The 21,227-nt window shown below is 44.0% G+C and carries 21 protein-coding genes; 4 read left to right on the top strand and 17 right to left on the bottom strand.

Annotation, left to right across the window (positions count from 1 at the left end; genetic code table 11):
• Positions 1-91 precede the first annotated feature (91 nt).
• Positions 92-1,189: an ATP-binding protein gene (locus AAA943_RS03815; RefSeq protein WP_338222928.1), complete on the top strand. Its 1,098-nt coding sequence runs from the start codon at positions 92-94 to the stop codon at positions 1,187-1,189.
• Between the two features lie 214 nt (positions 1,190-1,403).
• Here AAA943_RS03815 and AAA943_RS03810 read toward each other — a convergent pair whose 3' ends face one another.
• The 9 genes from AAA943_RS03810 to AAA943_RS03770 form a co-directional block, all read right to left on the bottom strand.
• On the bottom strand, positions 1,404-2,093 hold the full coding sequence (locus AAA943_RS03810; RefSeq protein WP_338222927.1) for a hypothetical protein: 690 nt from the start codon (positions 2,091-2,093) through the stop codon (positions 1,404-1,406).
• A gap of 20 nt (positions 2,094-2,113) precedes the next feature.
• Positions 2,114-2,437 (bottom strand): T9SS type A sorting domain-containing protein, encoded by a 324-nt coding sequence (locus tag AAA943_RS03805; protein WP_338222926.1) that lies wholly within the window; start codon positions 2,435-2,437, stop codon positions 2,114-2,116.
• Between the two features lie 111 nt (positions 2,438-2,548).
• Positions 2,549-2,884, bottom strand: coding sequence for a hypothetical protein (locus tag AAA943_RS03800; protein WP_338222925.1), 336 nt, complete (start codon positions 2,882-2,884; stop codon positions 2,549-2,551).
• A 1-nt stretch (position 2,885) separates the two neighbouring features.
• The gene (locus AAA943_RS03795; RefSeq protein ID WP_338222924.1) at positions 2,886-3,512 is read right to left on the bottom strand and encodes a hypothetical protein; all 627 of its coding nucleotides are present in this window, start codon (positions 3,510-3,512) and stop codon (positions 2,886-2,888) included.
• A gap of 543 nt (positions 3,513-4,055) precedes the next feature.
• A complete protein-coding gene (gene dnaN, locus AAA943_RS03790) occupies positions 4,056-5,180 on the bottom strand; it encodes a DNA polymerase III subunit beta (protein ID WP_338222923.1) in 1,125 nt (374 codons plus the stop codon).
• A 221-nt stretch (positions 5,181-5,401) separates the two neighbouring features.
• On the bottom strand, positions 5,402-7,087 hold the full coding sequence (gldG, locus tag AAA943_RS03785) for a gliding motility-associated ABC transporter substrate-binding protein GldG (protein ID WP_338222922.1): 1,686 nt from the start codon (positions 7,085-7,087) through the stop codon (positions 5,402-5,404).
• Positions 7,084-7,803 (bottom strand): gliding motility-associated ABC transporter permease subunit GldF, encoded by a 720-nt coding sequence (gene gldF, locus AAA943_RS03780; protein ID WP_338222921.1) that lies wholly within the window; start codon positions 7,801-7,803, stop codon positions 7,084-7,086. The genes gldG and gldF overlap by 4 nt, the downstream gene beginning before the upstream one ends.
• Complete coding sequence (gldA, locus tag AAA943_RS03775; protein ID WP_338222920.1) at positions 7,800-8,711, bottom strand: gliding motility-associated ABC transporter ATP-binding subunit GldA; 912 nt, start codon at positions 8,709-8,711, stop codon at positions 7,800-7,802. The genes gldF and gldA overlap by 4 nt, the downstream gene beginning before the upstream one ends.
• A gap of 183 nt (positions 8,712-8,894) precedes the next feature.
• On the bottom strand, positions 8,895-9,596 hold the full coding sequence (locus AAA943_RS03770) for an SDR family oxidoreductase (protein ID WP_338222919.1): 702 nt from the start codon (positions 9,594-9,596) through the stop codon (positions 8,895-8,897).
• A 312-nt stretch (positions 9,597-9,908) separates the two neighbouring features.
• On the opposite strand from AAA943_RS03770, the gene AAA943_RS03765 reads away from it, so the two are divergent.
• The gene (locus tag AAA943_RS03765) at positions 9,909-11,201 is read left to right on the top strand and encodes an amidohydrolase (RefSeq protein ID WP_338222918.1); all 1,293 of its coding nucleotides are present in this window, start codon (positions 9,909-9,911) and stop codon (positions 11,199-11,201) included.
• 60 nt (positions 11,202-11,261) lie between these two features.
• Here the strand turns inward: AAA943_RS03765 and AAA943_RS03760 are convergent, their stop codons facing one another.
• The 7 genes from AAA943_RS03760 to AAA943_RS03730 all read right to left on the bottom strand — a co-directional run bounded on the left by AAA943_RS03760 (position 11,262) and on the right by AAA943_RS03730 (position 19,128).
• Positions 11,262-11,615: a hypothetical protein gene (locus AAA943_RS03760; protein ID WP_338222917.1), complete on the bottom strand. Its 354-nt coding sequence runs from the start codon at positions 11,613-11,615 to the stop codon at positions 11,262-11,264.
• A gap of 21 nt (positions 11,616-11,636) precedes the next feature.
• Complete coding sequence (locus AAA943_RS03755) at positions 11,637-12,140, bottom strand: hypothetical protein (RefSeq protein WP_338222916.1); 504 nt, start codon at positions 12,138-12,140, stop codon at positions 11,637-11,639.
• Between the two features lie 581 nt (positions 12,141-12,721).
• Positions 12,722-13,201 (bottom strand): hypothetical protein, encoded by a 480-nt coding sequence (locus AAA943_RS03750; protein WP_338222915.1) that lies wholly within the window; start codon positions 13,199-13,201, stop codon positions 12,722-12,724.
• 6 nt (positions 13,202-13,207) lie between these two features.
• Entirely contained in the window at positions 13,208-14,488 is a 1,281-nt protein-coding gene (locus AAA943_RS03745) for a hypothetical protein (protein ID WP_338222914.1), read from the bottom strand.
• Between the two features lie 331 nt (positions 14,489-14,819).
• Complete coding sequence (locus AAA943_RS03740; protein ID WP_338222913.1) at positions 14,820-15,338, bottom strand: hypothetical protein; 519 nt, start codon at positions 15,336-15,338, stop codon at positions 14,820-14,822.
• Positions 15,339-15,620: 282 nt separating this feature from the next.
• Positions 15,621-16,718, bottom strand: a complete 1,098-nt coding sequence (locus AAA943_RS03735) for a DUF4249 family protein (RefSeq protein WP_338222912.1) — start codon at positions 16,716-16,718, stop codon at positions 15,621-15,623.
• Positions 16,711-19,128, bottom strand: a complete 2,418-nt coding sequence (locus tag AAA943_RS03730) for a TonB-dependent receptor (RefSeq protein WP_338222911.1) — start codon at positions 19,126-19,128, stop codon at positions 16,711-16,713. The genes AAA943_RS03735 and AAA943_RS03730 overlap by 8 nt, the downstream gene beginning before the upstream one ends.
• 172 nt (positions 19,129-19,300) lie before the next feature.
• Between AAA943_RS03730 and AAA943_RS03725 the strand changes: the two genes are divergently transcribed.
• Positions 19,301-19,774: a hypothetical protein gene (locus tag AAA943_RS03725; RefSeq protein WP_338222910.1), complete on the top strand. Its 474-nt coding sequence runs from the start codon at positions 19,301-19,303 to the stop codon at positions 19,772-19,774.
• Between the two features lie 14 nt (positions 19,775-19,788).
• Here AAA943_RS03725 and AAA943_RS03720 read toward each other — a convergent pair whose 3' ends face one another.
• A complete protein-coding gene (locus AAA943_RS03720; RefSeq protein ID WP_338222909.1) occupies positions 19,789-20,607 on the bottom strand; it encodes a purine-nucleoside phosphorylase in 819 nt (272 codons plus the stop codon).
• 94 nt (positions 20,608-20,701) lie between these two features.
• Here AAA943_RS03720 and AAA943_RS03715 point away from each other — a divergent pair, with 94 nt between their 5' ends.
• Positions 20,702-21,226: an NADPH-dependent FMN reductase gene (locus AAA943_RS03715; protein ID WP_338222908.1), complete on the top strand. Its 525-nt coding sequence runs from the start codon at positions 20,702-20,704 to the stop codon at positions 21,224-21,226.
• Position 21,227 lies beyond the last annotated feature (1 nt).

Genomic DNA, 21,227 nt, shown 5'->3' with positions numbered 1-21,227 from the left:
GCTATTGATCGATTTCCAAGATTCCTTACTATTAGGCATTAAAGAGGATTTCAAAAGATTTTTAAAAGAAAAAATCAATTGGAAACAGCGAATGATTGGTATTAAAGGACCAAGAGGAGCCGGAAAGACCACACTCATGCTTCAACACCTCAAATTTACCTTACAGAAAAGTCATGTAAATGGCCTATACGTTACCGCGGACCACCCATGGTTTTATAAAAACAACTTATTGGATACAGCCATGGATTGGTTTCAGCAGGGAGGCCAGGTTTTATTGATCGATGAGGTGCATAAATACCCAAATTGGTCAAGGGAACTAAAGAACATTTACGATGGATTACCTCAGCTCCAGGTGATTTTTTCGGCCTCATCTGCTTTGGATATTTATCGAGGTGAATCAGACCTCAGCAGACGAGTTATCAGTTACACCTTACCCGGTCTATCATTTAGGGAATATCTTAAACTATCTGAGGTAGGTGACTTCCCATCTTTTTCCCTTGAGGATCTACAAAAAAGGCATCGGGAAATAAGCCAAGAAGTAATTTCAAAAATACGCCCATTACCCTATTTCGAAAAATACCTCAGCAGAGGTTATCTGCCGATTTTTGTGGAAGGCGAAAATGAGTACGGATCCAAACTCGAACATATAATCAATACCGTAGTAGATACAGACCTAGCTTATATCTCATCTTACAATGCGGGGACTGCTGCAAAAGTCAAAAAACTACTGGGTGTGATAGCAGAATCCGCTCCATTCAAACCCAATATAGCGTCGATTTCCGCTAAGCTAGGTATTTCCAGAGATCGAATAGTAGAGCACATTTATCAGCTGAAAGACGCAAAAATTCTGAATATTTTACTCGCTCAGGGCAAAGGAGTCTCAAGGTTACAAAAGCCAGATAAACTATATCTAGAAAACACAAATCTTTCTTTTGCCATTAATTCCTCCCCGGATATAGGCGCCCTTCGAGAGACTTTCCTCCTGAATCAATTGCTAAATGCTGGACACGAAGTTTTTGAGCCAAAAAAGGGGGACTTTTGGGTCAACGGAATAACTATAGAAGTGGGTGGGAAAAATAAATCTCCTAAACAAGTTCTCAATGAAGGTGAATATCTGATAGCAAGTGACGAAATAGAATCTGGATGGGGGGCAAAACTTCCCTTGTGGCTCTTTGGCTTTTTGTATTAAGAATGGGTATCCAACCCATGATTATCCGACTTTTTTTTACCCAAACACTCAAGGCCCGGGAACGGGTGGAGGGATTGTTTTTGAAGATGCTTAGGGATACAAAAAACCTCTGAGGTCTTGTTGGACCACGATGGTTTTATAATCAACCTCTCTGAAAAAAGGGTGAATTTCACAAAATTTAGTCAATGACTTCAATCCTAATTTCGGTCCCTTTTCAAAACCTGAAACTAATCAGAACTTGGTAAAAAGGCTGGATTCCAATATCCCAATTTTCCACTCGTTCATTCTCTAAAATCTGTGTGAACTGATCCACACTTTGGAGCTCGATAAAATTCACATCGGTGATTTGAAGTGATCGCACCCCCTGAAGACTGGATTCCACAGAAAGTGAGAAATTCCTGCCTAACTGATGAGTATAGCCAAGAATTCCGGAAATTCGAATCGTTGATTCTTCAAATCTAGCATAGCCTTCCCTGGCAGATGGGCGACTAGGCCCCCAGGCTAGGTACTCCCTAGCAATGGAAAACCCTAAATCTCCTGCTGTATACAAAGTTCCTTTGGAAAACACTTTTAAATCCCTTTGCAGACCAGCTAAAGCAAAAAAAGCACTAGTATTTTGATCTATTTCATCAGAACCATACCAAAATGCTGAATCCAAAAGCTCAAATCGCTCGAATCCTATCCGCATCCTAAGTTGTGTCTTCTTTTCATCTTTAGGATTAAGCAAATACCTCCCGAAAAGAGAATAACCAGGCAATTCATTTTGGTCAATCAGATATAACGCATCCAAACCCACCTCCCAACGGGAGGGTTCCTGAGCAAATGCAAATGGGGCTGAGATCCAAAAATAGATGAAGGAAAGCAGGCAAACTTTTAAAATCTTGAAATTTTTGATGTTGGTCATCTGTATAGTTGGTTATTATTTTACTTCTCAATCTTAAGATTCTTCTGGGTAATGATTCTACCATTTTGGTAATACACCACATATTGACCAGCTGGAAGCTCACTTAAGGACAGGGTTGATTTGTCAAGTATCTTACCTGACTTTCTAAGATTTCCCTGCAGATCATAGATATACAAAATACCTTCTTCAAGCTTCTTTCCAGTCTTTTGTTCAAATTCATCTACGCCTTGCAAGGATATAGTTACTTCTGTTGAAGAGGGGTTAGGCGCAAGTAATAAACAAAGCTCACAACCTCCTCCTGGAGGACATGAAACCGGATCTGAAAAAGGTTGACTGTCTTCCAAGGACTCCAGCCACATCCATTATTCACCCGTACAGAAATAGATGCATCCACAAACGAAGAGGGAGTATAATTATTAATGTTAACTACAAAGGAATTGGGAGTCGTGCTAGGATTAAATGGAGTAATTGCAGGTTCCTAATTGCAAATTAACTTTGGCATGCTGTGGTCCAATAGTCCGCGCACCACCCCAGGTAACAGTCAAGGCATCCATTCCCGGGGTGATGGAAACAACTGCACCTGAATTGCCTACCACACTTGCAGAACTAGTAGCACAGATTGGAGTTACCACAGAACTTGAACCAACTCGATAACCTAAGGCGAAAGTTGTTTGCTCTCCAAACCAAAATGGGGAAGTACCGAATGGAGTGAAAGTAACCTCCTGTCCCCAGGAGAAGCATGGAAAGAAAACTAAGCTTATCCTTATCAAAAATTGAACTAGACTTTTCATACTATGGAAGAATTAGGGTTAGGACAAGTTGGCTAAACGGTTTAGCACCTGCAAAGTATTTTTTAGAGCTATTTTGTGCCACACTGGCGTTAAATCCATCTACAAAGATTAAATTATAATCGTAGTCGGATGACATCTGCGTGAAATAGAGGGCTGTCTCAAATGATAGCACAATTGTCTCTCCAAACTTTCTACTGAAGCCTATAAACCCAAATACACTGGTTGAAATTCTTCTATTGTCATAAACTGCCTGCATTCCCTCTTGCTCCAATATTTCATCACCAAAAATTAAAAATTGACGCTCATTTAACCTCTGGAGCACAATGTCTGCCCCATAATAAAAGGAGGTTATAGGGCTTGTGTAAAAATCCCTTTGAAAGCCTATGGTGGCAAGCCAATTCTGCAACTGGATTTCTTCGTAAGAATAAAACTCCATGTTGGTATTTGTCATGGCATTGGAAGCTTGGTATCCCAATTTTGACCTTAAGAACATCGGTTTTTCACCGCTTGGATTGAGAAAATATCTTCCAAAAAGGGAGTAGGAGGGAAGGGAATTCTTTTCAAAAAGAGATAAAACATCCAGACCTACCTCCCATCTTGAGGAATTAGGGTTTTCCTGGGCAAACAATGGTATGGCAAACAAGCAGCACCAAATTATTTAATAATTTCAACCTAATAGCCATGGTCATAATTTGTATTTATTTAAGAATTGATTTCTTCAGTTATAGTTGAATACGAGAAATAAAGTTTGTAGCTCACCGGGAGGTAGAAAAACGGAAGTTTTTTTCCTGAAGCTCGAAGAGCACTTGTAAGCAGGCTGTCTTGACATGAGTGTGTCAAGACACAAAATCAAGTGAAAAAAGGATTTGATCTCGAAATATTTCATCCTAGTTCTTAATAATTAATCAGGGTTATTATTACAAAATTTATTTTGTCCTCAATCAAGGAGAAAATACTTTTCAAAATTAGTTTTTAATAACCTCGGTTAAAAATACCCTATATAGGGTATTATTGGCCTCTATTCGAATCCATTTAAAACTTTATAGATTCTGAGTCTACGTTTCGAATAAGCTTGCTTTGGCTTATTATCATTCTTTTTAAAGTTCCCTCAAAAAAAAACCGGTTCCGCATCTGCGGAACCGGGCTTTTGATTTATGGTTTGTGGCTGAAATTACACGTAGTTGTTTAGCATCACCGGCATCACGAGCATCAAAATGTCCTCGTTGGCATCCTGCTCCACCGGTAGAATCAAGCCTGCACGGTTGGGAGCAGAAAACTTCAGACTCACTTCCTTGCAGCTCAGATTGTTCAGCATTTCCACAAGGAATTTAGCATTGAATCCGATTTCGATATCCTCTCCGTCATGATCGCAGGAAAGCCGCTCATTGGCTTCATTAGAGAAGTCCAAATCTTCTGCAGAAATCATCAATTCGCTTCCGGTCAATTTCAATCTTACCTGATGAGTCGTCTTGTTGGCGTAGATCGCGATACGTCTCAAAGAGCTCAACAGCTCCATCCGGTCGATTGTCATCATGTTCGGATTGTCCACCGGAATGACATTCTCATAATCCGGGAATCGCTCATCGATCAAGCGGCAGATCATCTTGATCTGACCAAACTTGAAATAGGCATTGCTTTGGTTGAATTCTACCGAAACAGGTACATTCTCAGATGGCAAAGTAGACTTGAGCAGGTTCAGTGCCTTTCTCGGGATGATCAAGCTTGCAGGACTCCCGGAAGCCACATCCACTCTTCGGTAACGGATCAGTCGGTGACCGTCAGTGGCTACAAAGGTGGTATTGGTCGCGCTCAGATTGATATATACCCCGGTCATCGCTGGACGAAGCTCATCAGAAGAGGTAGCAAAAATGGTATTGGAAATGGCCGAAGAAAGCACTTCAGTGGACATATCCACTGTGGTGGCATTGCTTACGGTAGGAATCTTTGGGAAGTCGGTCGCATTTTCTCCTGCCAATCGGTAACGCCCATTGTCCGAGCTGATCTCTACTGCATAGGTATCGTGATCGATGCTGAAAGTCACCGGCTGCTCAGGAAGGTTTTTCAGGGTTTCGATGAGGATTTTTGCCGGCACGGCGATATTCCCATCCTCTTTGGCCTCCACATGAATCTGGGTGATCATGGAAGTTTGCAAGTCAGAAGCAGTAATGGTCAGCTCAGAATCTTTGATTTCGAAAAGGAAATTTTCCAAAATCGGAACAACCGGGTTGGTAGTCACGACGCCGTTGATGGACGTCAGCTGCTTCAGCAAGGCAGAGGAGGAAACAATGAATTTCATATCTTTTTGATTGTCTTTTAGTTATCAAACAAACTGTCTCTCAGGACAGGAAATCAACACAGCCTAGGAATACAATGAACCGAAAGTACATCATTTCAAATGCCGGTGAAATTGGATTTGCATTTTGAACCAATGGGGTAAATTTATAAATAAAATGCTAATTCGGCTGACTGCCTTCTTCTTTCCGTCAAAAAACTTGTACATGCATCAAGCATCGGTAATTAAGCTTTGCGGCTGTATTGTTTTTTGCGATAAAAAAGGAGGATTCCACCCAAAACCAGGACCACTCCTATCGGCCCGCCGATATTGATCACCTGCCAGAATCTCCCCTGCTGACTGACCTTCACCCGGTCGAGTGGACGAATCTGAAGGCTACGGGTGCGGGCTGATATGATTCCATCCGGATCTGTGAGGTATTGAGCCAAATTGAGCAGCAACTGCTTATTCGCAAAAGTAGTCTGTGCAAAAGGATCCTCTCCCAAAGGAAGGGGCTGATTTCCTCCCAAGTCCAGCTGACTTTGAAAAAGGGAACCATCACCGAATACCACCACTTTGCCACTACCGGATTCCAAGAAGGATTGTCCAGAAAATTCTTCCGGGAGAAACCTGTTTTTGAACACCGAGGTAAATTCTCCCTCGAGCAGGTACCCGAGAGGAAGGTTGCTGATGGTATATTCCTCCACCACGGGCGCTTGCTGCATATCCGAAAGTGCCACACGGGTCGGGGCCGGCAGGATTTTTTCCTTTTCCGAACCAAAAATCAAGGGAGTCTTTGTCACCCCATCTGCCTTTACGGTATCCAAACTGCTCACAAATCTGAAATTCACTTGATCCAAACCCTTGGTGATGGGATGGGAAGCCATGCGTCCCGCATTGAAAAAGTAGGGCCAAGGCAGTGGAATCATCTGTTCTTGATTACCAAAATTTCCTCCCATGATAGGGAGGTAGGAGAAGTTCAGGTCCTGAATCAAGTCTTTGTTGATCCGGATCCCGTAGCGGAAAAGCAGTCGGTCGAGTTCATTTTCCAGAGGAAATGAAAGTGTGCCCTCTCCCCCAGCTTCATCGAGATTGACATCCACACCTTCGGCTGCCACGACTAGATTACCGCCACTGAGCACATATTGATCCAGGAGAAAAAGCTCCCGCTCGGTGTAGGAAGATTTGGGACCCAAAACCAGAACCATCCCAAAAGAACTCAGGTCGCTTGGGCTTTTTGCCTGATCCAAAGGCACTTTGAACACCTCATACTGCCCATCCAGGGCCTCTACCACTCCAAAGCCCTCATCTTCGGAAAGCTCTCCATGACCGATCACCAATGCCACCGCCTTGCTCTCAGGATCAATCAGCTTCCGAATGGCATTGCTGAGCTCGTATTCGAGGTTTTCTATGGAAAAATTTAGAATCTGATCCGGGGACATACCACGCTCGCCTTTCAGAATCAGTGCCCCTACTTCGTACTCCTCATCACTCACCAAAATACCCGGAAAAATCAACTGAGCCTGCTGACCGGAGTTTTGATTGACAAATAAATTGGTAGGATTGATGCCGTAATCAGCCAAAGTGTAGATAAAATCTTCCTTAAGAGAGTCGCTCACTGCCATCGGATCAAAATAGTCCACCGTGATCTTCTCGCTTGCATAGGCATTGAATGTCCTCACCGTTTCTTCCATGGACTTTTGCAACCTTCTCATCCCTCCAGGAAGGTCGTCGGCAGTGAGTAAAATATCGACATGAATCGGTCGATCGAGATTTTCGAGCATTTCCACCGTGGCAGGATGAAGGCTATACCGCTTCTCCTCCGTCAGGTCCAGTCTGAACTTTACTATTTGCCCTGCAAAAAACAGCAGGAGAAACCCTCCAAAAAGCAGCAGTACCGGCAGATCGCTATGGATTTTCCCTTTTTTCATTTGCTTCGCAAAACCAAAACTGAACCGCCCAAAAACAACCAAATCATTCCCAAAAGAAAAAACACATCCCTACTGTCTATCACTCCCCTGCCCAAGCTCGCATAGTGATAACTGAGGCTGAACTCCTCCACCCAAAAGGCTGCCTCACCCGAAAGAATATCTCCCAAAGCGGTAAAACCAAAATAGAGCGAAAAGCAAAGGAAAACACCCAAAACGAAGGCCACAACCTGCTGGGAAGTCAGCGAACTGGCAAACAAACCCACCGCAGCAAAGGTGGCTCCAATCATCAACAAGCCGATCCAGCTCCCGAAAAAGCCCGCCCAATCCAAATTCCCCGGAGGATCTCCCAGCTGGGCAATGGAATAGGCATAGAGCATAGTGGGCACCAGAGCCAAAAACACCAGCACCAGCAAAGCCAAGTATTTGGCCCAAATGATCTTAACCAAAGAAAGCGGAGATGTCCTCAGCAACTCCCACGTGCCGATTCTTCTCTCCTCAGCAATCATCCGCATGGATAAGGCCGGAATCAAAAAGGTAAATACATAGGGAGTGTAGCTAAACAAGGCTTCCAAATCAGCGAAACCATACTCCAAAACCGAGCTTTCCGGAAACACCCATACAATCAAACCTAAAGCCACCAGAAACAATACCAACACCAGATAGCCGGTCAGGCTCCCGAAAAAAGCATTGATTTCTTTTAGAAAGAGACTTTTCATTGGGCTTGGGTGATTTCTCGGAAAAGGGTTTCCAGGTTCTTTTTTCCTTGATTTAGGCTGATTAGGTTCAAATGACGGGAGGCAATAAGCTGCATCAAGGCTTTTCGGGCTTCTTGAGCATCGGAAACCACAAGAATGATTTCCTTGGCACCTTTGGAGCCAAATTGGACTTTTCCCAGGTTTTCAAACCAGGAAAGTTCCAAGTCCTCCTCCGTTTCCAATATCAATTCGGTCTGTCGGGTATCCGCTTTTAACTCATCAAGGGGACTTGAGGCGAGAATTTTTCCTTGATTGATGATCACCACATCCTGACAGATTGCTTCCACTTCCTGCATGATGTGTGTGGAAAAGATCAAGGTTTTGTCCGCTGCTACCTCTTGAATCAAGCTTCGGATATCCACCAGCTGATTGGGATCCAATCCCGTGGTGGGTTCGTCCAAGATCACCACCTGAGGGTCATGAATCAATGCTCTCGCCAAACCAACTCTTTGTCGGTAGCCCTTGGAAAGCTGCCCGATTTTCTTGTGCTGCTCGGGTTGAAGGCCTGTTTTGCGAATCAGCTCCTCGACCCGCCGGCGAACATCTGAGGATTTCATGCCATAAAGACCTCCAGAAAACTCCAAAAACTCCCGGACATACAAGTCCAGATAGAGCGGATTGTGTTCGGGAAGATAACCGATTTTGGAACTGACCTTTTTGGGGTTTTCCAGAGCATTTTCTCCCAAGACCTTCACTTCCCCGGAATCAGCCCTCAGGTATCCGGTGATGATTTTCATGGTGGTGGATTTCCCGGCTCCGTTGGGCCCGAGAAAGCCTAAAATCCTCCCGGGTGAAGCCGAAAAGCTAACCGCATCGAGGACCTTTTGGGCACCATAAACCTTAGTGAGTTGGGAGACTTGGAGTGACATAAAAAGAAGAACCAAAGAGAAAATCACCCGCATGGCAGGGGCAAAATCCCCTTTGGTCAGGTCTGAGGCAAAAATAAGGATTGAGGGGGGAATGGCAAGAATTTCAGTAGGCAGTTTTCAGGGATCAGTTGGCAGAATTGATTCCTGCCCACTCCATACTGCCTACTGTTTACTGCATGCTGCCTACTGCTTCTTCCCTTTTGGTCTGAGAGGTCTACACTCCACATCCGCCACGAAATAATTGGGATGCGTCTCCAAGGTCTGGACAATGGTCAAGGCTACGTCCTGAGGACGCATCATGTTTTCATGTGCGTTCATCCCCGGTATATCGTCAAAGAAATTGGTCTGCACAGAACCCGGGTAAATGGTGGAAACTTTGATACCAAAATCCCTCAGCTCCATATACATCGAGTGGGAAATTCCCCTTACCGCATGCTTGGTGCCCACATAGCCTGCAAAATTGGCTACTCCGTTGAGTCCGGCGATGGAGGCAACATTTAGAATATGCCCTTCATCTGCGGCTTTCATCGAAGGGATCAAGCGCTTACTCACATAAAAAATCCCATGCACATTGGTATCAAACATGGATTTCCAGTCGGCCGAACTCATGTCCTCAAAAGGTCCTGCCACACCAAATCCCGCATTGTTTACCAAAATCCGGATATCCGCCCCGAGTTTGGCAATAGTGGCTTGATAGGCTACTTCCACGCTGCTTTCATTGGAGACATCGCAGGTGAAAAAGTGGAAATTGGCATGCTGAAAATCCGGTTGAGTTCTTCCCCAGCCTGCGACTATGCTTCCCTTTTCCACCAAAAGTTTGACTACTTCCAGCCCGATTCCTTTGCTGACTCCGGTGACTACGGCGATTTTATCTTTCAATTCCATTTGGTATTGGTTTATTCGTTTTCCCTACTATATATATAAACAAAAACAGCTCTTATTAAAGAAGAAGTTTGAAGACCAAAACAAGCGAATTCTCCCTTTCTCAAAGGGGACTAGGGAGATTCTGTTTCAGCAGTCACCTTATTTTAAAACAAAGGCAAACTCTAGAAATTCCTTATCCTTTAAATCAAAATCATTCTCAAAAGTTCTCCAAAACCGCTTTTTATCTGAAATGCCAAGGATTTTAGCTTCGCTTGGGCTAATTTTCCCAAACACCCAAAAAACCGCCTAAATCCTAATCAACCTTACAATCTTATGCGAAAACTTATTCTCCCCCTACTTCTGATCAGCGGGACGGCATTTGGCCAAAGTAAACTCCGTCCGGCTATTGATCAAAAGGCCGCTTCTATCGAATCCAAAGTGATCGAGTGGAGACGCGACATCCACCAAAATCCCGAACTGGGAAACAATGAATTCCGCACTGCCAAAAAAGTAGCCGATCACCTTCGATCCCTGGGCATTGAGGTGACTGAGGGAATGGCCGTGACCGGTGTAGTCGGTGTCCTAAAAGGCGGAAAGCCCGGCCCCATGGTCGCCCTGCGGGCGGATATGGATGCCCTTCCGGTCACCGAGCGGGTAGATTTACCTTTCAAATCTACCGTCACCACCACCTACAACGGACAGGAAACAGGAGTCATGCATGCCTGTGGTCACGATACCCATGTGGCTATCCTGATGGGTGTGGCTGAAGTCCTAGCCGGAATGAGAGATCAGCTGGAAGGCTCGGTCAAATTTATCTTCCAACCAGCCGAAGAAGGGATCTATGAGCCTGGAGTCACCACTTGGGGAGCCAAGCAACTAGTCGAAGAAGGCGTAATGAAAGACGTGGATGCGATTTTCGGTTTGCATATTTCTTCCCAGACAGAAGTGGGAAAAATCGGCTACCGCTCTGGACCTGCTCAGGCAGCCGTGGATAATTTGGAAATCATTGTTCATGGTACCCAAGCTCATGGAGCTTCTCCTTGGTCAGGAGTGGATCCAATTGTGACTGCATCCCAGATTGTGACTGGCTTGCAAACGATCCTTTCGCGAAGTGTCAATATCACCCAAAACCCTGCCGTGGTCACTGTGGGAGCTATTCATGGAGGAATCCGCCACAATATCATTCCAGAGAAAGTAGAAATGATCGGAACGATCCGAACCTTCGGAGACGAGCAACAGGCCTTGGTTCACAAGCGAATCACTGAGATCGCAACGAATATTGCCGAAAGTGCCGGAGCTAGAGCCGAGGTGAATATCCAAAAGCTCTACCCTTCCACGGTCAATGATCCAGAACTGACTTCCAAAATGGTCGCTTCCATGGAAGCTGCCGCTGGAAAAGAAAACATCAACTACAATCCCCCAGTAACCGGGGCGGAAGATTTTAGCTTTTATCAGAGGGAAAAACCCGGCTTATTTATCGGACTGGGCGGAATGAAAAAAGGGGGAGATCCTACCAAAACGCCTTCTCACCACACCCCTGATTTCTACATCGATGAGGGTGGATTTGTACTCGGTATGCGAGTCCTAAGTTACTTTGTGGTGGATTATATGGGGATGAAGAAGTGATTAGACCATAGTCCATAGAAACCCCCTCTTGAAGGATTTCAGGAGGGGGTTTCTAATTTTTTAATAAAAAAACCTTGCGCAAAACTCACCAACACTACCTTCCCCTCCTGAAGTTTTCACCACCATAGGATCGCCATACCAATCTCCTTTGTAAATCAAGGAATCATATTTTCCTGGTGCCAGCTTCAGCTGAAAATTTGATTCAAAGGCAATACTCATGGTGTCTTTAACCTCTCCTGAAAATCGGAGTTCGGCATGATAGATTGAGTTTCGATTGGGTGAGGCAATAAGTAAAGTATCTAGGCTTTGCTGATCAGAAAGTTCAGAGAGTGTGAAACAATCTTCTTCAGATCCGCTTCCGCAAGAAGAAAAAACTGAAACGAAAACCAATAAAATCCCTATAACTTTCTTCATCTTTCTCCTAATCCTATTCAACTATATAAGCATCAAAGTACTGGTAAAGTAATGAACCCATTTACCTCCCTCTTTTTTAAACACAGAAAGGTGAGGTCCTTCCTTGTAGATGTAGATGATGGCATAACGGTAATCTTGTAAAAACACAGGTTTGGAAATCGCCTTATAACTCATGTATTTCTTCAATTCAATATCCAACTTTATTTGGATATCGGGAATACTAGTTTTGAGATAAATAGCCAGCAAACTGTCATACTTGCCCTTTTCAGAAGAGACTTTCACTCCCGACGGAAACATATGCTGTTGGAATCGAAAAGCTTGCTTTCCTTCCCTGCAAATCTTTTCTGCGTCTGCTTCTGTGAAAACATCCTTGAACAAAACTTTATAATGGAAGTCACTTTGCAAACTCAGTATGCCTTCTACCGAACAAGAGTCTAGCCAAGGGATTTCCCATTTCTCCTCCGCTTCCGCAAACACGATGACTTCTTCGCCTCTACTAAGTTCCCATTCAAATACTGCATTCATCAGCTCCTTGATCTCGTTTTCTTCTCTTGGGGTACAGCTGAAGCAAAATATAGAAATCACTGAAAGAATGAAAATGGACCTGATCTTCTCCAATATTTGGCTATTTGTATGACTTGTATTGGATATTTTGGAATTCCTCATGTATCATTTTGGACTATTTATTCTCATGGCAAAAGGTATTTCTGTTTCTCCATAAAAATTAAATTAGTTATCGGAAAATACCCCCCCCCCCACCCAACTAAAAAGTCAATAGTGAACTAAAAGAAATTTAGTAAGGCCCTGACTTTAAACTAATTTATTTTTTGATCAACGGTCGACAGACCATAGACCACCGAATTTAAACTATAGAGAAACCCTTATTTTAGGATTTGCAAAAGAACTTTTTTCGATTTCAAAAAAGGATTAAACCACATAGACACATAGGTTCACATAGTCTATGTATTCTATGTGGCTATATGGTTTCTTATTTATTGCACTGATTAAAGTCCTGGTTTGGTTTGTTTACAGGATTACGGACTTTAGTTCAAAGAAAAAACCCTCCCAGAAGATTTGAGAGGGTTTTTACCTAATAGTTTTGACTTCTAGTTTACAATTGATTTTTTCGAAACCACATAAATTGGCGCCTCAATTCTGGGGCAAATCGTTTGGTCTGGTTCAATAATCAAAGATTCTATTGCGGTTCCTAAATTATTTGAATCATCCATCAAAAAATCAAAATTAAAAAGCACGGGATAAATAATGATCAACTCATTATCAAATTCCTTTCCCAGGCTTTCAATATAATTAACCAAATCTTTTTTTAAATTCTCAATTCTATTTTTCGCCCCCCAAGGTGCATCTTCACTTATTTTGACACTTGCCACATTTCCAATTCTCACCTCATAGGAAAAACTAATATATTTTCTCCCAGTGGAATCAAATGGATTAAGCATCGCTGTCTTAGATACTATTTTCTTTAATTCTGCGTAAAACTGATCTTCCTCAATGGATTGACATTGAACTTGATTTAACGAACTAAGAAAAATTATCAAACTTAATGTTAAACATAATCTTATTTTCATAACCTTCTAATTGCATTTATTACCTTTAACTCCAGAACGGTATTTTTGATTTGTTTCAGTGATATGGTATTTTTGTGTTTGGGATAATTCAGACCATTTTTGAGTATTTTGCAATCCTCCCCAAGCCAAATGGTAGGCATCTACAGCTCCAATCTCAAAATGTTCCATTAATGCTTGGCTTAATAAGGTAAGGTATGAATTAGCCATATTTACATGATCAATTGAATTTGATGACATATTAATACCTAAATAATTCATGTAAGCATGGAGCAATTCATGAAAAACTGTAACCATAATATATTCTTGGGAGGAAGAAGCTAATGCTCCTGAATTTATTGTAATTGTAAAGGTTACAGCCATATCTGTAAAAGATGTCCCTGTGATTCCGTCTAGTGAATTATCATTGAGATCCAAGTCTTCTAATAGAATATTAAATTTCTCGCTTTGTCCAAATGCATTATTTATCAAATTGGTTATTTGGTTTTTAAATTGGGCATCAATAGCCTTTTCCACTTGATTAGAAATGCAAGGATTCTGGACATTGTTTTCAATTTTATAGGCTATTTGGCCTCCATCACCTCCCCCTCCATTTGTTCCATCATCCAAACATGCGTCTTGGCTATTGGTATCGCAGCTACCAGACCCACAAGTCGTATGACTGTACTCCTCATAGACCACGACTCCGCCAATACTATACACCCAGTACCAATCGATGCAATTCTCAAAGCTGAATCCTTCTGTTCCTTTTCTGGAATTAAGCAGCCGATCCACCGATCGTTCGACGGTCCTCCCATTGGCCTGCATTCCGTCCAATGGCTTAGAACCAAAATCAGACCACAAATAGGTCAGTTGGGAAGATTTCACACCAGAGAGAAATCCTTCGATCAGGACCTCCTCATTGTCCAAAAGAAACCCTCCGTCTTTTCCTGCGATTTCTAAGATTCCTCCCCGGATGACTTCACCAGATTCATCCAGCTGAAAGACCAGTCTCCTTAGATACCCCTGCGCATAGGTCGCTTTTACTTTCCGATGTGCCGGAACGATCAGAAATCTTCCATCCGAATAGATCTTCGCTCCCTCCCAATGTGGAAACACCTCCAAATCTGAGGTAATTCTACCGTAGAAATTCCCCTGCTTGGGCTTTTCCATTTCATAAAATGCCTGAGCCAATGGAATAGGATCAAGCATTGCCGATTGCTGAGGAGTCTCGATCTCCTCCAAAGTACATGACCAAAAGATCATCAGGGCTAAAGTTCCCAGCCCAAGGGAGTAAAAAGGTTTTTTCATAGTAAAGAATTTAACTTCTTAAACATACCCCCCCCCCAACTAAAAAGTCAACAATTGACTAAAATTAATTTTTAAGGTATTGAACATCAGCAACTTTATTTTTCGTATTCAGATAATTAATCTGCTCAAAAATGACCCATCACCTTCCTTAAACCACATAGGCACATAGAATGCATAGACTATGTGAACCTATGTTTCTATGTGGTTTCTTATAACTTCATAGGTAAAGATTCTGATTTGGTTTGATTACAGCTTGATGAGCCTTAGCTCAAAGAAAAACCCCTCGTGAAGTGATTTACGAGGGGTTTCTAGATTTCAAAATCAATAATGCCTATTGTCTAGCACCCTTTAAATAAGTTACAATGGGAACCTCAACCCTTGCTTCCCTTGAAGGAGGAAAATTCCACCCTGAATCATACATTTTTTCAAATACTTCGGAAAGATTGTCCTCTCTTTCTTTTCCATCATCCCAAATATGGAGAATGGTATAGAGGACCGTTATCTGTGAATCAAATTGAATCCCCTTTTCCTCCATAAATTTTTTAAGACTTTCCTCCGGGTTAAAAGCCTCGTACTTGTCCAGTATGGATTTGGGGGTTTCCTCAGAAAACTGAATCAATATTGAATTTCCATAAGTGATCTGAAAAGAGTAGGCAAAATAGTTAACAGAGTCCGCCTCTCTTGGATGTCTTAAGATTACTCGGGCTACTTCCCTTCTAAGCAAGGAGAACTGTTCTTCTTCCGAGTTAGTCGATTCTTGTGCCAACAAAAAGGAGGAACTCAAAAAAAGGCAGGAAAAAGTCATCAGGACTAAAATTCCCAGCCCAAGGGAGTAAAAAGGTTTTTTCATAGTAAAGAATTTAACTTCTTAAACATACCCCCCCCCCGACTAAAAAGTCAATAACTGGCTATAATTAATTTTTAAGGTATTGAAAATCAGCAACTTTATTTTTCGTATTCGGAAAATTAAGCTACTCAATAATGACCCTCTACCTTCTTAGTGTACCACGTAGGCACATAGAATACATAGACTAGGTAAACCTATGTGTCTATGTGGTTTTTTCATTTTTTACCTTGAAATCCGAAAGGATATTAAAAACCGAAACCCTAGAGCTTGAAGTAAGCAAACTCCCTACTCATCAAACCACCACGGCGGAAACTGACTGGTGCTATTCGCAAAAGCACTGCAGGTCAGGCAGGTAGGCAAATACTGATCTCTTCTTTTGCCGGGAATGAATTCACAGGCTTTTTCCACAAAAAAGGGCACGTCAGCGGCAGTTGTAAATATCCGCGTCACCCTAGACTTGGCCACCTCAAAGTACCCCAAAACCACCTCATCGGGATCATTCACATTGTATAAGTTGCCCCGAACAGGTGCGGGTGGTGAGTCAAAAACCGACCCGGTATTGTTCACCACCTCACGGATTTGAGTCCAGTACCGATAGGCATCCTCAGTGATGCTGAGCTGCTGCACATTAAAGTAGTGCCGGCTCAAAAAAGATTGATCCACTCCACGCTGAGCGACTACTTGGGAGGATTTGCCTCCTGGATTTTCGATTAGGTTTCCATTGATAAGAGTAATCCGCTCCGGATCCGGAAAGTCAAAAACAATGCAATTGGGCGGAGGGGTGTTGAATGGATTGGGGAAAAAAGTTAAATCCCAGAAATAGGCTTCATCCACAGCCCATCGAAGATAATATCCCCCCGTCTGCTCCGGCAGAGTCACTTCGGTACGGATGACTACCTGTGCCGCATCAGGATTGTCATCATCCCGAGTCCGCTCAAAGGAAAAACTCAGGGAATCAGCCCCTACCACAGTAGGCATGGTCTGCGGCACTGAGCGATAGGTTTCTCCTCCCACATTGATCTGAAGGAAAAAACTCATCCCCGGCCGGGGTGCGTATTGTCCGTTCAATTCATATTCTCCCGGACGAACCATCCGGAAGGGAAACCCCGAACCGGAGTTTTCTTCCACCAAGGTCACCTGTGCATTGGTCACCGGCCTAGGCCGATCATTCAGGGTAAAAAACCCATCCTGGAATAGAGGCTGACGCGCTTGGGAAGTGGTTTCAAACAAAAACACCGTATGCGGTCCTTCCAAATCGGTAAACAAACCACTGAGGATCAGGCGCTCGGTTTCAGGCTTTTCCAGAGGAAAATTGATCTGATCCACACAGGAAACCAATCCAAAAACAAAAAACCATACCCAAACGCGGAATACCTTACTCATGATCACCTCCAAACTGAATACTATACGAAATAGAAGGAAAAATCGCCCCCAAAATAGCCAAGCGATAGGGCTTCAACTGCTGGGAATCGTTGTCTTTCTGCCAAAAGACCGAATAGGCATTTCTTCTCCCGAGTAAATTATAAATACTGAAGTTCAGGCTATCTCCCTTCTTTGAAAAGACTTTTTCTACGGTGTAGGACACATCCACCCGAAAATAATCCGGGATCCGGTATTGATTCCTGGCCGAATAGTCAGGCACCACCAAACCCCCATTGAGCAGATAGGAAGCCGTCACCGCACTGACCGGCCTTCCGGTGGAGTAATTGACCGAGAAATTGAACAAACCCCGTGGATACATCTTCCGGCTCAGGATGAAATTCACCTCATGGGGCTTGTCGTAGTTAGATGGAAACCATTCATTCTGATTGATCTGCTCCGGCACAAACTCACTCAATGAGCGGAAAAAGGATCGGGAATAGGTATAAGCCAGCCATCCGGTGACCACGCCGAGATTTTTCTTAATCATGAATTCGGCCCCATAGGCTTTGCCTTCCCCAAATACCAACTCGGTTTCGAGGTGGGGATTGAGAAAGATATTGGCAAAATCCCGGTACTCGACCTGATTTTCCCCTAGTCGATAAAATGCATCCAGCGAAAACTCCCACTTGTTGTCAGCAGAATTGCGGAAGATCCCAGCGGAAAAATTGTCGGTTCGCTGAGGAGCGATATAGCTCGTGCTCAGCTGCCAAAGGTCAATCGGAGTAGGTCCAAAGGTATTGGAAATGGACTGGACATACTGGAAAAGGCGTGCATAGCTGACCTTTAGCGAAGTGGTAGAATTGAGGTTTTGGCGGATGGATATCCGGGGCTCCAAGCCGGAATAGGATGCGATTTTCCCGTTTCCGAATATCTCTTGACCGATGATATTTTCGCTTGTAATGGGTCCGTTGGGATTGTATTGGCAGACTGTATCCGGCCCTCTTTGAGAATAGGTCGAATAACGAAGTCCAGCGGCCAGCCCGGTGGACTCGCCGAGTTCGTATTCCATACTCAGAAATCCGGACACTTCCCAGCCCTTTTCCTTACCTATCTCCTCCGCTACCACGGCAGAATTTGCACCAAAGGGCTCCAATCGTTCGGGTTTTCCCTGATAATTTATTGCCTCCACTCCTCCCGTGAGCGCAAGCTTCTCATTGGCCCAAGTAGCCGAAAGCTTCCCCTGTTGATATCTCATGCCATTGACCACTCGGGCAGCTTCAACGCCTTCCGGATCGATAAAGGCATTGGTAAAATCCCCATCCGCGACCAAAGCATTGACTGAAAGGTTTTCTCCCAAAATCCCACGGTACCGCAAGGAACTGACCCGGTTGGTCCAGTCGTATCCAAACTGATCAGAAAACAAAAACTCATCTCCTGTCAGCAGGGTATTGGCTTCTAGTGTATGGCCTTGAGCCAGTTTCCAGTTTAGACCCAAGTACCCATCGTAAAAGTTCAGGCGGCTGTTTTGCAAGTCAATATCCCGAGCCTGATTGAGCAGCCAGTTTACATTGGAGATTCTTCCTCCTGCGATGATACTGACCTTATCCTTTGCCAAAGGGCCTTCGAGCAGGATTTTGCCGTTGGAAGTGCCGACTCCAACCTGTCCTTTCCAAGAATTCATATCTCCAGGTCGCATCAGGATATTCAGGGCTGAGCCCGACCTTCCTCCCAGGTTGGCAGGAAGATTTCCTTTGTAAAGGGTAAACGTCTCCGTCACATCGGTATTGAAAGCCGAAAGGAATCCAAGGGCATGGTTAGAGCTCAGGACTAGGGCCTCATTCATCAGGATCAGGTTCTGATCTGTTTTGGCACCCCGAACATTGATCCCCGATGTGCCCTCTCCCACTGAGGACACCCCCGGCAGAAGCTGAAGACCTTTGAAAATATCTGCCTCTCCGAGAAAAGCCGGAATGGCTCTCAGTTCTTGGGTCGTTAGTTTGGTGATTCCCGTGATGGCCTCCCTCACATTCCGGTCCGGCTGATCGGACATCACCACGACTCCCTCCAGCTCGAAGTTTTTCTCGGTCATCCCTAGATTGATCACCCCATTTTCATAGAGTTCTATTTCAGTGGGGATAGGGATGTAGGAAATGTGACGAAAGGTAACCTTATGTGGTCCGGGGCTGAGGGTGAGGTAGTAGAATCCATACTTATCCGTTGAGACCCCGGAAAAAAGTCCATCCACGTTTACGCCTACTCCCGGTAGTGGTTCTCCGGTGGATTGGATCAAAATTTTCCCTGTCAAAACATAAGTTGAAGCCGGATTCGGCTGTCTCTTTCCAAAAACATAGACTTTTGATTCTTCCTGAGCAAAAAGGGGAAAAGCCAGAAATAGACCGAACAAAAAAACCAATCTGAATACAGAATGCATGAATGAAAGGAATAGAATTTTCTTTTAGAAAGTGTTAAAAATGCAAAACGATTTGGGTTTTTCCTTCGTTTTTTTGACCAAAGTCAGCAAGTCTGAAAGAAACGAGTCAAATACCTTTATCCTCAGTTGAACACCAAAAAGCCAAACCGAATCCTTCCAATCCGCAAAAGCCATGAAACGAATCTTGCTTTTCTTCCTGATTTTGATCCCTTTCCTGACCGGGTGCAACGATGAAGATGAAACACCCGAGGTGGATGCCTTTATCTTCGGTCAATGGGAGTTTTTCTGCGAAGGCAACTGCATGCAGTTTTACAAACTGGACCAAGGACGTCTGTTTATTGACAACCTCAATACGTTTAGAGACGCCCCGATCATCACCTACAAAGCTGCTCCTCTGGATTCCAGATTTCTTTCTCAAGCTGAGCAATTGCGGGCTGCCTTTCCGGAAAATTACCTCCGCCCCTTAGGCAATGATTTTGTCGCCTGCCCCAATTGCATCGAAGAAGGAGCTTACTACCTCGCCTTCGAAAACCGGACCGGTGTGCTTTGGTGGCAAGTGGGAAAAAACCCAGCTCTTTGGCCCGCTGAAATCCGTCCCTTTATGGAACTCTTGGTCCAAACACTGGACGAACTTCCCAAAGAATAGTTCTGCGATCAGAATTACAGCTGAGCAACCAACTCTCGCATGATCAGACTCATGATAGGCTCGGCTTTGGCAGCTGCATCCAGGACATCCTGAATGGAAATCTTGTGTATTTTACCCGGCACTCCCAAATCCGTAATGGCAGACATCCCAAAAACCTCGATCCCCATTTGCCGGGCTACCAAGACTTCAGGCACAGTACTCATCCCAACAGCATCGGCTCCTATTTTGCGGATGTAAACATACTCAGCGGGAGTTTCCAGATTGGGACCTTCTACCCCGGCATATACTCCTTGGTGAAGTTTGTAGCCATTTTTCTCGCCGATTTCAAGAGCAATTTGAATCAACCTAGGCGAATATGCATCGCTCATGTCGGGGAATCGAGGACCCAAATCTTCGTAGTTGACTCCTCTTAGTGGGTTTTCGGGAAAAAGGTTGATGTGGTCATTGATGATCATGACTTCCCCTACTTCCTGAGCTGGGTTCAATCCTCCACAGGCATTGGATACCAGAAGGGTTTTCACACCCAAAAATTTCATCACCCGAACAGGAAAAGTTACCTGCTTCATCGAATACCCCTCGTAGTAATGGAATCGGCCTTTCATAGCGACCACCTTTTTGCCTGAAAGGGTCCCAAAAACCAGTTTTCCGGAGTGGCTTTCCACGGTCGAAAGCGGAAAATGAGGAATATCCTTGTAATCCAACTCTAAGTCCACTTCGATTTGGTTTCCCAAATTGCCCAGTCCAGTCCCCAAGATGATCCCCAAAGGAACACTTTCGGGGTATTTGGATTTGATAAATGCTTCGGCTTCTTTGATCTGCTGTAGGTAATCCATGGTAGTTTAAAATAAGGCCCAAAGATAGGTTTTTGTTTGGGCTTGAGAACTTTTAGCCCCACTTGCTTGTATAGTGAGGAGTAATTTGAAATCCATGATCAAGATCATCGTCGGAACCAACCGCAGGAACTCTGTCTCCAAAATCATCGCAGAAATATTCCAGGGCATTTTAGCCGAAAAAGGTGCTGAATCAGAAATTCTGGAGCTGGAGCATTTGCCAGCAGATTTTACCGCCACTGCACTTTATGAAAACAACGGGAAAAATCCGGACTTCAATTCCTTTCATGACCGAGTCAAGGAAGGGAAGAAATATGTTTTCATTGTACCTGAGTACAATGGGTCTTTTCCCGGAATCCTAAAAACCTTCATCGATGGGATGACTTATCCCAATACTTTCCGGAATAAAAAATGTGCCCTTATCGGGCTTTCATCAGGTATCGGCGGAGGTGGCATCGCTTTGAGCCACCTCACCGACATCTTTCATTATTTGGGTATGCACGTTCTTGCTCTCAAGCCGAAGCTCGCCAAAATAGAGCAAAATATGTCAGATAACCTGCTCACCAACAGGCTGTATGTCGAACTGCTGCACACCCAGGCAGACATGCTTGTTGAGTTTTAAC

It is taken from the genome of Algoriphagus confluentis, assembly GCF_036245625.1.
In the GTDB taxonomy this organism is placed as follows: Bacteria; Bacteroidota; Bacteroidia; order Cytophagales; family Cyclobacteriaceae; genus Algoriphagus; species Algoriphagus confluentis.
Note: the sequence above shows the minus strand (reverse complement) of the source record. Positions and strands in the feature narration are given on the sequence as shown.